The organism is Lysinibacillus sp. HST-98, assembly GCF_016757845.1.
Taxonomy (GTDB): Bacteria; Bacillota; Bacilli; order Bacillales_A; family Planococcaceae; genus Lysinibacillus; species Lysinibacillus capsici.
This window is the reverse complement of record NZ_JAENHX010000004.1, coordinates 288,060-300,966: the sequence shown is the minus strand read 5'-3', so window position 1 is coordinate 300,966 and position 12,907 is coordinate 288,060. Positions and strand designations below refer to the sequence as shown.

Below are 12,907 nucleotides of genomic sequence, written 5' to 3'. Positions count from 1 at the left end.
CTCACTTATTTATTGAAAATAGGCTTTCTTTTATTTAAAAAGGCTTGAATACCTTCGTTATAATCGTCTGAACTAAATGAATCCAAAACTAACTGTGCCAACGCATCGTTTTCTTCATTTTCACCATCAACAATTGCCTGGATCACTTTTTTGATGCCTGTGTTTGCAATGGATGATTTACTTAATAAATGTTCAGCGAATTGCAATGTCGCCTCATCAATATCCTCTGGTTCGTGGAGGGCCGTGATTAAACCAATATTTTTTCCTTCTTCAGCTGTGAAAATAGTAGCTGTGTACAAAATTTCCTTTGCCTTAGCGACACCAACAATATTGATGAGACGTTTCGTGCTTTCTAAATTATAGACAATACCTATGTTTGCAGCGGTGATGCCTAGCCTACTCTTAGGTGTTGCTAATCTAAAATCACAAGCATTTGCTAACTCTAAGCCACCACCAATTGCTAAGCCCTGAATCATAGCAATTGTCGGATGCGGAAATTTATAGAGGGCATCGATCGCCTTTAGAGCCAATTCATTATAGGCTTTGGCATTGTCTGTAGCATAACGAACATCTAAAAACTCGCTAATATCTGCACCGGAAGAAAAGGCTACATCATTGACACCGCGAACAATTAAAAGTTTGATGGAAGAATCTATACTGAGTAGCTCTAGTTGGTCTACTATGGCTTGAAACATTGCCCTTGATAAAGAATTTCGTTTATCTGGGCGATTTAATACTAACGTTGCAATATAGCCATTTTTCTCTACATAAATTTCGTTTGTCATCTTCATTCTCCTCTTAATCTTTTTTCAACTTCGCGGCGAAGCGGTTACCGATGGATTGAATGCTTTGCACAAGGATGATTAAGATAAAGACAGTTGCATACATCACATCAACCTCATAGCGTAAATGACCGTAACGATAGGCAAGGTCACCTAAACCGCCAGCACCAACCATTCCTGCCATTGCTGTTGCACCAATTAATCCTATTGTGGCAATCGTTAAGCCTAAAATAATAGATGGTCGTGCTTCACGTAATAGGACATGCCAAATGATATGGCGACGTTTAATACCCATAGCTGTGTAGGCTTCTACTACTCCGGAATCCACTTCTAAAAGCGCAGATTCCATCAGTCGTGCAATATAAGGAGCTGTGTAAACAACTAGCGGAACGATTACACCTTTAACACCAATTGTTGTACCTACAATTAACTTGGTAAAAGGTAAAATGAAGAATAATAAAATGATAAATGGAACAGAGCGAACAATATTGATAAATAGATTAAAAAATTGATAGAAAAATTTATTTTCAAAGGATTGTCCTGGTCGTGTTAAAACAATTAATAGCCCTAATGGAATACCAATCAGAATGGAGAACAATAATGAAATTCCGACCATTTGAAATGTTTCGATAATTGCTTTGCCAATAACATCTGACCAATCTGTAAAGAAACTTTGGATACTACTCATTGAACGCACCTCCTAATTCTTCCACTGCCACACCATTTTCTGAAAAATACGCTAACGCCTTTTGGACAATCTGCGTCTCGCCATGTAAATGCACCACAATATTGCCGACAATACCGTTTTTTAATTCAATAATATTAGCTGTTAAAATATTTGGTTGTACATCGTATACCTTAGTGACTTCGGCTAATAATGGCTTACCAGTACTTTCACCAAGGAATGTTAAACGGATTACACTTCCTGAAACATTTAATTGCTCAATAAGAGAGGGGGATAAATTACGTTGTGAAATTGTATTTAAAAACTTTCGCGTTGTAGGGTGTTTCGGTTTCGCAAAAAGTTCAATCGCTGTGCCAAATTCCACAACTTTCCCTGATTCTAGAACAGAAACCTCATCGCAAATTTTTTGAATTACATTCATTTCATGTGTGATGAGCAGAATCGTAATGCCTAATTCACGATTAATTTTTAACAACAATTCAAGAATGGCTTCCGTTGTCTCAGGATCAAGTGCACTTGTTGCTTCGTCACTAAGTAAAATCTCTGGTTCCTGTGCTAAGGCACGTGCAATCGCCACACGCTGTTTTTGACCACCTGAAAGTTGATTTGGGTAACTATCTAGTTTATCTGTTAAACCGACAATTTCAGCATACTTAGCTACTCGGTTTTTTACTTCCGCTTCTTTATAGCCTAGAAGCTTTAAGGGAACTGCAATATTATTGTAAACTGTTGCTGTTTTTATTAGATTAAAGTGCTGGAAGATCATCCCGATTTTTTGGCGTGTTTGACGTAATTCTTGAAGAGAAAGGGTCGTAATGTCTACATTGTCTATCACTACTTTTCCTGCTGTAGGACGTTCTAGTAGATTAACACAACGAATGAGTGTACTTTTACCAGCACCACTATAGCCGATTACACCATGAATTTGTCCCTTTTTTACATGAAGATTAATGCCATCCACAGCTTTTATGATGCCTTTTTTCGACTTGAATTCTTTTGAGATATTTTGTAATTGAATCATGCGATTGTTTGCTCCTTTCTCCACCTTCTAAAAAGCAAGAATCTGCTCGTTTTCCTATAGAGGGATTTCGGCAGATTCTTTGGCTTATAGAAGCTTCCTGAACATATTACCAGCTAGGGATTACAGAACCTTTGAATTCCTCTTCGATGAATTGACGTACTTCATCAGATTGGTAAGCCTCAACGAACTTTTGAATTGTTGGATCATTTTCATTTTCAGCACGCACGACAATATAGTTCACGTATGGAGAATCAGTAGATTCCAATAAAATAGAGTCATCTTTAGGGTTAATACCAGCTTCTAATGCAAAGTTTGTATTAATAGCTGCTACGTCTACTTCACTAAGTTGTTTAGGAATTTGAGCTGCCTCTAATTCAATGAATTTTAAATTCTTTTTGTTTTCTTCTACATCACGAATCGAGGCTGTTAAGTCTGCGCCATCTTTTAACTTAATATAGCCAGCTTCCTGTAAAACAAAGAGGGCACGCGCTCCATTCGTTGGGTCATTTGGTAAGCCAAACGTTGCACCGTCAGGAATGTCATCAAAGGATTTATATTTTTCAGAGTAGATACCCATTGGATTTAAAATCGTTTTGCCCACTGGTACTAAATCTGTATCATGATCTTTATTAAATGTATCCAGGAAAGGCTCGTGTTGATAGCTGTTCGCATCAAGATCACCTTCAGCTAAGGATGTATTAGGTAAAACATAGTCAGAAAATGATTTTAGCTCTACTTCTAGCCCGTTTTCTTTTGCTACTTTAGCGGCTACTTCTGCAATTTGTTCGTGTGGACCAGAAGTGACGCCTACAACGATTTTCTTTTCATCAATTCCTTCAGCTTGGCTTTTACTATCTTCTTTAGAGCCACAGCCTGCTAAAGCTGCTACTAATGTTAAACTTGCTAAACCTACTAAAAATTTATTTTTCTTTTTCATGAAAATACCTCCAAGATTGTTTTTATCGGTTTTTTGAAAATAAAAAAACTCTCTTACAAATTAAGAGAGGCTCATGAAAAGATGTCCTCTCTTATCTATCAAACGAAGTTCGTTTGCAGGATTTAGCACCTTCCTTTAAAAAGGAGGTTGCCGAGCTTCATAGGGCCAGTCCCTCAGCTACTCTTGATAAGAGATTTATAATATTTTTTTGTAATTCCGATAGAACTAATATAATTTATAGGGTATAGTAAGTCAATAAATAATTTTTTAATTTTTTATATAATTATAATATTTCGACGCAAAAGAGGGATAACGATGTCTGTAAGAGTTAATTATGGTATAGGTTCATTTGGTAAGGTTATTAGTGCTCGTTTTTTAACAGGAACAGATATCATTGAAGGGATTGAAGCGCTTTGCGAAGAGAATAATATAGCGTCAGCCACAATTGTAAGCTGTATTGGCAGCTTTCAAAAAAGTAGCTTTGTTTATTTAGTGCCAGATGCAACAGCTCAAATTCAAGTTCGTTTTAGTGATGTGATGGAAAAAGAGGGACCATTAGAATTTATTCAAGGTTCAGGTGTGGTGTGTAAACGAGATGGTGGATATGAGACACATTTCCATGGCTCTATGAGTGATCAATGGGGTGTTGTATCAGGTGGGCATTTAATAAAAGGGGGAAACCCTGTTATTACTGCTGACATAGTGTTGGCAGAGGTACAAGGTATTCAACATATTCGAAAATGGGATGATGAAACAGGTCATGCTCAATTTTATCCATTAGAAAATGGTTTAGGGCAACCAAGGAAAATTGAAAAATAATAATAATCCTGTAGCTAGAGATAGCTACAGGATACGTCTTATTTATCTATTAAACAATTGTAATTGCTCGATTCTATGGACTGCTTCACGTAAGCGCTCCTCACTAACCAGCAACCCTACGCGTACATAGCCTTCACCATATTGACCGAAGCCATTACCTGCTGCTACAGCGATATCAGCTTTTTCGAGCAAAAGATCAGCGAACTGTTCACTTGTATAGCCTAGTGGTACCGGGAGCCATGCGAAGAAGGAGCCTTTTGGAGCCGTAACATGCCAGCCAATTCTTCGAGCTTCTTCAATGAGTACATTTCGGCGACGCTCATAAGTAGCTCGTAGTTCATCCGCACATTGTTGGGAACCTGTCAGTGCTACTGCTGCGGCTTGTTGAATGGCAGGGAATTGGCTACAAAACAGATGATCCTGAATAAGATTAATGGCAGCAATTATCTCGGCATTCCCTACAGCGAAGCCTATACGCCAGCCAGCCATATTATAGGTTTTCGATAGTGTATACATTTCAACTCCTACTTCTTTTGCACCCTTTGCTTGAAGGAAGCTAACTGGTTTATTACCGTCAAATCCTATTGCCCCATAAGCAAAATCATGTGATACGATAATATTGTGTTCCTTCGCAAAGCGAACAGTCTCTTCAAAAAACGCAAGTGATGCTGTACCTCCTGTAGGGTTGTTCGGGTAATTTAAGTAAAGAAGCTTTACCTTTTCTTTCACTTCATCAGGTAATGCATCATAATCAGGTAAGAAATCGTTTTCGGCAAAAAGTGGCATCACTTCAAAATTGACGTCTCCTAGTACAACACCTGATAGGTAATCTGGATAGCCAGGGTCTGGTAAGAGCATCGTGTCACCAGGGTTTAACACTGCTAAAGGTAACTCAACTAGACCAATTTTTGTTCCACCGAGAATCGCTACCTCTGTATCTGGATTTAGTTCTACCTGATATTCACGTTGATAAAAGTCGGCAGCAGCTTGGCGTAATTCAGCGAGACCTCTAAATGGTGAATATTTGTGGTTTTGAGGATTTTCAGCCGCTTCCTGTAATGCTTGAATGATGTGAGTAGGCGTTGGCTGATCGGGATTTCCTTGCCCAAGGTTAATGACATCACGCCCTTCTTCTAGGGCCAAGTTTACTTTTTGAACGAGTGCTGCAAAAAATTGAGTGGGTAGTTGCTGTAGTTTTTTCGAGAATTCCATGCATGATCACCTTTTTCAGAATATAATAATTATTATTGAAGAATATGAAGCAAATAGTATTACTTTTTCTGTTAATTGTCTAGAGGAGGAATGGATATGAAAATCGGATGTATTCAATTAAATGTTGGCTTTGGCAAAGTTGAAGAAAATTTTGCGCGTGCGGAGGAGAAGATTCGTGAAGCTGCAAAACAAGGGGCAGAAATTATTGTGTTACCTGAAATGTGGAATACAGGCTATGCTTTGGAAAAACTGTCTGAGCTAGCAGATATCAATGGTGAGCGGACAAAGGCCTTTTTGGCTAAACTTGCTAAGGAACTTGATGTACATATTGTAGGGGGGTCTGTTTCAACAAAGAAAGGTGACAAATTTTATAATACGATGTATACCTTCGAACGTAATGGAGAGCTTGTAGGGGAATATAGTAAGGCACATCTTTTCCGTTTAATGGACGAGCATCTTTACTTAGAGGCAGGGAATGAAATGAATCGTTTTGCTCTAGGTGACATTGAAGCTGCTGGTGTTATTTGCTATGATATTCGCTTCCCAGAATGGTTACGAGCCCATGCATTACAAGGAGCAAAGGTATTATTTGTACCAGCGCAGTGGCCAACTCCAAGGATTGACCATTGGAAAACGTTGCTACAGGCTCGGGCAATTGAAAATCAATGCTTTGTCATAGCCGTTAATCGTATTTCAAAAAAGGTAGAAAATTTTAATGGGCAATCCATGATTATTCAGCCTTGGGGAGAAGTACTTTGGGTTGGTGCTGAGGACGAGGAAATAGCGGTGATCGATGTAGACTTTTCTATTGTCGATGAAGTACGTGGAAGAATCCCTGTTTACGATGATCGCAGACCTGAACTGTATCAGGATGTAGTTGTGAAAGGGTAATAAAGGGGCACGCTTAGGAAGGTAGATAGCCTTTTGAGCGTGCCAACTTTTTTCTAGCGCTTATCCTCGATCAATGAATTGGCTAGTAGCATAAATTCAAGTGTAATGCGGTTATGCCCATTCATAAAATTTTTACCTAGTAAACTTTCAAGCTTTTTTAAGCGGTGATAGAGTGTTTGACGAACAATAAACAATTGATTCGCTGTTTGCTGTTTAGAGCCATTTGTTTGTAAATACACCTGCAATGTTTCGAGAAGCTTACTATTATATTTTTCATCGTATTCAATAACGGGCTGTAAATAGTCGTAAATCACTTCCTGTAAATCCACCTGCATTTGTAATTTATAGATTAAATGATATAAATGCAGGTCATCGTAAAAGAACGAGGACGTTTGTACTTTTCGACAAATATATAAGGTTTCTAGTGCAGTTTGATAGCTTTTAGGAATTTCATCTACATCACAAACAACCTTCCCAATAGCTATCTGATAACCTTGTGCTTGCTGCTTTTTATAAAATTCGGTTTTGGCCAAGGAGCAAAACATGTTATTTAACATATCACGAATGGCTTTACTATCTTTTGTATGCAGTAAAATAAAAATAACATAGCTTTTTCTTTCAAATAAAAATGGAATAAAGCCATGTTGCTCAAAGAGATTACGATAATAAAGCTTACTATAGACAACGTCCTCCTGTGCCTTTGTCAACGTATTAGGAGAAGCCAAAATAAAGACAGTGCCACTAGATTGTGTATAGTTAGCATAATGTGTAACGATAAATTTATAAATTTCCTCCTTAGACAGTTTTTGATCAATCCAATCAGCTAAAATCGAAGCATCCTCAATATTCTTTTTTTCCTCAATATAAAACTCTCGCATTAAAAGCTGTGCCAACGCTGTTGCCGTGCGATCTAATATTAATAATTCAAATTCGGAGAAAAGCCCATCTTCTCGATAAATTGATAAATCGGCATAATGTTGATCAAATAGAAAAATAGGCTCATGTTTAAATAGCTGAGACGATGTATTCAATGTTAGGAATTGCTGCCGCTTTTTATGAGCCATATTCGGGAAAAAGACAGGTTCTCTTCCCTTAATGGAAAACATAATTTGTATTTTCAATTCATTATACATATTTTGTAAAATATCGTCTGTGTTTTGTCCCAATACTGCATTTTTGTTCAATGTTTGTGAGTAAGCTTCTAGTGAAGAAATCAATAGATATTGCTGATTGATAATTTGACTATGTAAATCCTGTGTAATACGAACAAAAGGAACTGCTTCATGGAAAACAATAATAGGAAACTGGTGGCGGTTGGCAAGTGCTAAAATCGCTTCAGGAACTGCTTGAATAGAGGTGCCATATTCAATACAAAGGGCAGCACAATTTTTTTGAATGATGGCTTCTATAAAGGATACAAAGTCCTCAATACTATGTTGGAGACTAAGCCCTGTAGTTAATACTAACTCTTCACCAACTAAAAAATTATCAACATGTATGATTTCTAGTACATGCACCCATTTAACGCTCCTTGTTAATCCCTCATGACCTGCAATTACCTCCGCATTTTGAAAATATTTATTCTGTAAAACGTCTAGCACTTTTAGTTGAAATGGGCTCATTTTTGCCCCTCCTTTCGATATGCATCTCTGTAATTAAAGTTCAATAATTTCTGCTTGGTGATACAAATTTTCTTATAAAATCGGTTTAAAATTATTTTAAGAATATTTAGTCTATTTTACATTATGTATAAAACAAAAGTATAGAATTTTACAGTTTGTCTATTACTTCAACGTTATGAAAGATGTAAGATTTTTGTAAGCGATCAAGTAATCTACTAAAAGAGGTGACAGATATGGGGCAACAAACGCATTTGCAAAGAGGATTAAAAAAGCGGCATATGACGATGATTGCGATTGCCGGAGTAATCGGTGCTGGCCTATTTATGGGAAGTGGCTCGGTCATTAACCTAGCTGGCCCAGGGGCAATTTTATCGTATATATTTGCAGGAATTATCGTTGTATTAGTTATGCGTATGCTAGGTGAGATGGCGGCTGTCAATCCAACGAGTGGGTCGTTTGCACACTATGCACATGAAGCCATTGGTCCGTGGGCAGGTTTTATGATTGGATGGCTGTACTGGTTTTTCTGGGTGATTGCGATTGCTTTAGAGGCAACAGCGGCAGCAGCCATTATTCAATATTGGTATGACGGGATTCCTTTATGGCTATTAAGTCTGTTATTAACCGTAGCACTTACTTTAACAAATGTTCTTTCTGTCAAAGCTTTTGGTGAGTTTGAGTATTGGTTCTCTCTTATTAAGGTTGCAAGTATAGTCGTTTTTCTTGGTCTCGGTGCATTTATTATTTTTGGTATCGCCCCCAACTTTAATGCTGTAGGTATGACCAACTTAGTTGAACAGGGCGGTTTTTTACCAAACGGTTTTGGCGCTGTTCTAATGGGTGTGGTCATAGTTATCTTTTCTTTTATGGGGACAGAGATCGTGGCCATTGCTGCTGGTGAATCGGATGAACCTTTAGCAGCTGTTACGAAAGCTACCAATTCTATTACTTGGCGTATTTTAATTTTCTATGTGGGTTCTATAGCAGTTGTTGTGACGCTATTACCTTGGCATTCTTCAGATATTTTAACAAGTCCTTATGTAGCGGTACTTGACTATATTGGTATTCCTGCTGCTGCACAAATTATGAATTTTGTTGTTTTAACTGCAGTATTATCGTGCCTAAATTCAGCACTTTATGCTACCTCACGAATGGTATTTTCTTTAGCGGAAAAAGGAGAAGCACCAAAAACGTTTTTAAAATTAAACAAAAATGGTGCACCTGTCAATGCTATACTTGCCGCAACATTTTTCTCGTATATTGCGGTCATAATGAATTATGTTTCGCCAGATAAAGTCTTTATGTTTTTATTAAGTTCTTGTAGTGCTATTACGTTAATTCTTTATTTAATCATTGCCTTTTCACAATTAAGAATGCGACGAAAGATTGAACAAGAAAATCCAGAGCTATTAAAGGTGAAGATGTGGCTATTTCCGTATTTAACGTATTTCACAATACTAGCCACAACAGCATTACTCATTGCGATGTTCTTTATAGAGTCAATGCGCTCACAAATTTTATTTACATGCGTTATTGTGGCCATTGTGATGATTTTCTATATGCTTACTCAAAAGAAAAAGGGGATTAAACAAGCCGATGAATCAAGTTCCCTTTTCACAAAAGACAAGTTTGATTTTGAACAATAAGACGATGAAGGAGTGATCCATTATGACAGTTCAGCAAGAAATGAAAACGCTAACACATTTTATCAAAGGAGAAGAGATAGCAGGTACAAGTAACAGATTCTCAGAAGTATATAATCCATCAACAGGTGAGGTCATTGCAAGAGTGCCCCTTGCTTCAAGAGACGAGGTAAAGCATGCTATTCAGCTTGCAAAAGAAGCCTTTCCAGCATGGAAAAAAACATCCATTGGGAAGCGGGTAGAAGTATTACATCGATTCCGTCAGCTGTTAGTAGAAAAGCAGGAAGAGCTTATCGCTGTGATTTGCCAGGAAAGTGGGAAAACAAAGGAAGATGCGAAAGGTGAAATTGTTCGGGGGATTGAATCAGTGGATATGGCAATCAGTGCCCCACAAATGCTAAAAGGGGAGTACTCGGTTAATGTGGGTGGTAATATTAATGCCTTTTCTGCCAAGTCGCCACTTGGCGTAGTGGCTACCATCGCACCATTTAATTTCCCTGTTATGGTACCTCTCGCTATTACAAGTATGGCTGTTGCGGTAGGAAATGCAGTTATTCTAAAGCCATCTGAACGTGTACCTATTTCAGCATTATATTTAAGTCAATTATGGAAAGAGGCAGGTCTGCCAGACGGTATTTGGACAGTTATCAATGGTGACAAAGAGGCAGTGGATGAATTGTTAGAAAACAAAGAGATTCAAGCTATCTCATTTGTTGGTTCCACGCCTGTTGCTGAATATATTTATCAAACTGGGACAAAGCACAATAAACGTGTGGCAGCATTTGGTGGTGGGAAGAATTTCATGATTGTTATGCCAGACGCCAATTTAGAACAAACAGCAAATGCCTTTTTAGGAGCAGCATATGGCGCAGCATCTCAGCGCTGTATGGCTATTTCCGGTGCACTTGTTGTAGGCAAGGATACGGAGCAACGTTTTACGGAAATATTGAAAAATAAAATTTCTCAACTAAAGGTTGGGCCTTATACAGAGCAAGACGTCGATTTTGGTCCAGTCATCACTAAACAGTCCAAGGATACAATTATACGCTATATCGATGGGGCAGTCAGTGAAGGGGCAAATCTTGTCATCGACGGAAGAAATCCAAAAGTATGTGAAACGTCTAATGGTTTTTATCTTGGTCCTACTTTACTTAATCATGTCACACCAGAAATGACGATCTTCAAAGAGGAGGTCTTTGGTCCAGCACGTATTGTAGTGGGGGTGGACTCTCTACAAAAGGCTATCGATTTAATAAATGATCATGAGCTTGGTAATGGTGTCACAATGTTTACAAGCAGTGGAGCGGCGGCGCGTAAATTCCAAGAAGAAATAGAAGTGGGCATGGTAGGGGTTAATGTGCCAATCCCAATCCCAGTTGGCTATCACAACTTTGGTGGATGGAAACGATCTAAGTTTGGTGAAGGGCATATGTTTGGCCCCGATCAGGCGAGATTCTTTACAAAGGCAAAAACGATTTCTGAACGTTGGCCCGATGAGACAGAGGATACAGCAAGCTCCTTTGCGTTCCCAAGTAATAACGATGCGAAAAACTAAAATAATAATGAGGGGTGTTTGGCGATGACGCAGATCAATCTTAAAAGTGATGTATTAGCAAAGGATGAGCAATATGTATGGCATTCGATGAAACCCTATAATCCACAAGCCACGTATGTAGTAGCGAAATCTGATGGTGCAAGAATCACTGATACAGACGGTGTGGAATATATTGATGCGATGGCTGGGCTATGGTGTGTCAACGTTGGTTATGGTCGTAAAGAATTAGCGGATGCAGCACATGAACAAATGATGAAAAATGCATATGCACCTTTATCTCAGGGACATTTGCCTGCAGTAGAATTAGCTGAAAAGCTAAATGAAATGCTTGGTGGCGATTACGTTATTTTCTTCTCTAATAGTGGGTCAGAGGCAAATGAAACAGCATTTAAAATAGCGCGACAATATCATCAGCAAAAAGGGCAAAGTTCGCGCTATAAAGTTGTCTCTCGTTACCGTGCGTATCATGGTAACTCCTTTGGGGCATTAGCGGCAACAGGGCAGGCAGAACGTAAATATAAATATGAGCCTCTATCACCAGGTTTTATCCATGTTGCACCACCTGATCAATATCGTGAACATGAAAGTGATACGAGCGCGCCATTAGATTTAGCAAGTGTAAAGGCTGTAGATAAAACCATGACATGGGAACTGAGCGATACCATTGCAGCGATGATTTTAGAGCCTATTATTACAGGTGGTGGTGTCATTATGCCTCCAGAAAACTATTTAAAAGGTATTGAAGAAGTATGCAAAAAACACGGCGCTTTAATGATTGTGGATGAGGTTATTTGTGGTTTTGGTCGAACAGGCAAGCCATTTGGATTTATGAATTATGGTGTAAAGCCTGATATTATTACGATGGCGAAAGGCATTACAAGTGCTTATTTACCACTATCAGCTACAGCGGTAAAGCGAGAAATATATGAGGCATTTACAGGCTCAGATGCATACGGCTATTTCCGCCATGTAAATACATTTGGTGGCTCACCGGTAGCATGTGCAGTCGCATTAAAAAATATTGAGATTCTTGAGCAAGAGGCGTTATTTGACCGTTCCAAGGAAATTGGTGTAGCAATACTTGAAACACTGCAACAAGAATTACAGCATCACCCAAATGTAGGAGATGTACGAGGCAAAGGCTTATTGATTGGAATTGAGTTAGTGGTAGATAAAGTTTCGAAAGAACCTTTACCTGTGGAGAAAGTGAATGCTGTCATTGCAGCATGTAAAGGGCAAGGGGTCATCATTGGGAAAAATGGAGCTACCGTAGCAGGGTTTAATAATGTCTTAACGTTATCACCACCACTTAATATTGCACAAGAAGATCTTGACCGCATATTAAATGTGGTTGTGAATAGTTTAAATACGCTATAGTGACTATTCATAAAAGTTCTAAAAGCCGAGTAATAAAGGCTTTTAGAGCTTTTATTGTAGTACTTTGGAGCATAAATGAGCTAAAGGGATAATTATTATAGCTCAATAAAAATAATTATAAAATTCAGAAATTTATCAAAATAATACTGGAAATATTAGATTTCATAGTTTATAGTTGTTAAAAAATAATTAATTTTCTGATAGAAATTTTAAGAAATGTCCTGATAGGGTATATTTTTTTAATTACTTATTTTCAGCAGTGGAATAAATACATCTTGTAATTTGAACTATACTTTCTGATTAAAAGCAATTGTGATAGTTGAGGAAGCGATGTCTTGCCTGAATTGAATTGTCTAATCATAA

11 protein-coding genes and 1 riboswitch are annotated in these 12,907 nt (G+C 38.1%); of the genes, 5 read left to right on the top strand and 6 right to left on the bottom strand.

The annotated features are described in order from the left end of the window. Window positions 1-5 precede the first annotated feature (5 nt). From JIN86_RS12270 to JIN86_RS12255, 4 genes are all read right to left on the bottom strand, one after another. Entirely contained in the window at window positions 6-785 is a 780-nt protein-coding gene (locus JIN86_RS12270) for an enoyl-CoA hydratase/isomerase family protein (RefSeq protein WP_004225519.1), read from the bottom strand. 13 nt (window positions 786-798) lie between these two features. Next, window positions 799-1,470, bottom strand: a complete 672-nt coding sequence (locus JIN86_RS12265) for a methionine ABC transporter permease (RefSeq protein WP_004225517.1) — start codon at window positions 1,468-1,470, stop codon at window positions 799-801. Beyond that, entirely contained in the window at window positions 1,463-2,488 is a 1,026-nt protein-coding gene (locus JIN86_RS12260) for a methionine ABC transporter ATP-binding protein (RefSeq protein ID WP_004225515.1), read from the bottom strand. The genes JIN86_RS12265 and JIN86_RS12260 overlap by 8 nt, the downstream gene beginning before the upstream one ends. A gap of 106 nt (window positions 2,489-2,594) precedes the next feature. Beyond that, window positions 2,595-3,425 carry a MetQ/NlpA family ABC transporter substrate-binding protein gene (locus tag JIN86_RS12255; protein ID WP_202342049.1) on the bottom strand — a complete coding sequence of 277 codons (831 nt, stop codon included), beginning with the start codon at window positions 3,423-3,425 and terminating at the stop codon, window positions 2,595-2,597. Window positions 3,426-3,513: 88 nt separating this feature from the next. Next, window positions 3,514-3,618, bottom strand: a riboswitch (SAM riboswitch). Between the two features lie 122 nt (window positions 3,619-3,740). On the opposite strand from JIN86_RS12255, the gene JIN86_RS12250 reads away from it, so the two are divergent. After that, the gene (locus JIN86_RS12250; protein ID WP_004225507.1) at window positions 3,741-4,244 is read left to right on the top strand and encodes a PPC domain-containing DNA-binding protein; all 504 of its coding nucleotides are present in this window, start codon (window positions 3,741-3,743) and stop codon (window positions 4,242-4,244) included. A 42-nt stretch (window positions 4,245-4,286) separates the two neighbouring features. Here the strand turns inward: JIN86_RS12250 and JIN86_RS12245 are convergent, their stop codons facing one another. Further along, on the bottom strand, window positions 4,287-5,456 hold the full coding sequence (locus JIN86_RS12245; RefSeq protein WP_202342048.1) for a pyridoxal phosphate-dependent aminotransferase: 1,170 nt from the start codon (window positions 5,454-5,456) through the stop codon (window positions 4,287-4,289). A 96-nt stretch (window positions 5,457-5,552) separates the two neighbouring features. Here JIN86_RS12245 and JIN86_RS12240 point away from each other — a divergent pair, with 96 nt between their 5' ends. Continuing rightward, entirely contained in the window at window positions 5,553-6,347 is a 795-nt protein-coding gene (locus tag JIN86_RS12240) for a carbon-nitrogen family hydrolase (RefSeq protein ID WP_202342047.1), read from the top strand. Between the two features lie 53 nt (window positions 6,348-6,400). On the opposite strand, the gene JIN86_RS12235 is transcribed toward JIN86_RS12240, so the two are convergent. Further along, window positions 6,401-7,969: a PucR family transcriptional regulator gene (locus JIN86_RS12235; protein WP_202342046.1), complete on the bottom strand. Its 1,569-nt coding sequence runs from the start codon at window positions 7,967-7,969 to the stop codon at window positions 6,401-6,403. Window positions 7,970-8,202: 233 nt separating this feature from the next. On the opposite strand from JIN86_RS12235, the gene JIN86_RS12230 reads away from it, so the two are divergent. The 3 genes from JIN86_RS12230 to JIN86_RS12220 are packed head-to-tail and all read left to right on the top strand — an operon-like array spanning window position 8,203 to window position 12,544. After that, complete coding sequence (locus JIN86_RS12230) at window positions 8,203-9,615, top strand: amino acid permease (RefSeq protein ID WP_202342045.1); 1,413 nt, start codon at window positions 8,203-8,205, stop codon at window positions 9,613-9,615. 22 nt (window positions 9,616-9,637) lie between these two features. Next, window positions 9,638-11,167, top strand: a complete 1,530-nt coding sequence (locus tag JIN86_RS12225; RefSeq protein ID WP_202342044.1) for a CoA-acylating methylmalonate-semialdehyde dehydrogenase — start codon at window positions 9,638-9,640, stop codon at window positions 11,165-11,167. A 24-nt stretch (window positions 11,168-11,191) separates the two neighbouring features. Continuing rightward, window positions 11,192-12,544 carry an aspartate aminotransferase family protein gene (locus tag JIN86_RS12220; RefSeq protein ID WP_202342043.1) on the top strand — a complete coding sequence of 451 codons (1,353 nt, stop codon included), beginning with the start codon at window positions 11,192-11,194 and terminating at the stop codon, window positions 12,542-12,544. Window positions 12,545-12,907: the final 363 nt, after the last annotated feature.

Excerpts from the sequence above, each read along its gene's own strand:
- JIN86_RS12230 (WP_202342045.1), top strand. The coding sequence starts at position 8,203 with ATGGGGCAACAAACGCATTTGCAAAGAGGATTAAAAAAGCGGCATATG.
- JIN86_RS12250 (WP_004225507.1), top strand. The coding sequence starts at position 3,741 with ATGTCTGTAAGAGTTAATTATGGTATAGGTTCATTTGGTAAGGTTATT.
- JIN86_RS12235 (WP_202342046.1), bottom strand. The coding sequence starts at position 7,969 with ATGAGCCCATTTCAACTAAAAGTGCTAGACGTTTTACAGAATAAATAT.
- JIN86_RS12225 (WP_202342044.1), top strand. The coding sequence starts at position 9,638 with ATGACAGTTCAGCAAGAAATGAAAACGCTAACACATTTTATCAAAGGA.
- JIN86_RS12245 (WP_202342048.1), bottom strand. The coding sequence starts at position 5,456 with ATGGAATTCTCGAAAAAACTACAGCAACTACCCACTCAATTTTTTGCA.
- JIN86_RS12255 (WP_202342049.1), bottom strand. The coding sequence starts at position 3,425 with ATGAAAAAGAAAAATAAATTTTTAGTAGGTTTAGCAAGTTTAACATTA.
- JIN86_RS12220 (WP_202342043.1), top strand. The coding sequence starts at position 11,192 with ATGACGCAGATCAATCTTAAAAGTGATGTATTAGCAAAGGATGAGCAA.
- JIN86_RS12265 (WP_004225517.1), bottom strand. The coding sequence starts at position 1,470 with ATGAGTAGTATCCAAAGTTTCTTTACAGATTGGTCAGATGTTATTGGC.
- JIN86_RS12260 (WP_004225515.1), bottom strand. The coding sequence starts at position 2,488 with ATGATTCAATTACAAAATATCTCAAAAGAATTCAAGTCGAAAAAAGGC.
- JIN86_RS12270 (WP_004225519.1), bottom strand. The coding sequence starts at position 785 with ATGACAAACGAAATTTATGTAGAGAAAAATGGCTATATTGCAACGTTA.
- JIN86_RS12240 (WP_202342047.1), top strand. The coding sequence starts at position 5,553 with ATGAAAATCGGATGTATTCAATTAAATGTTGGCTTTGGCAAAGTTGAA.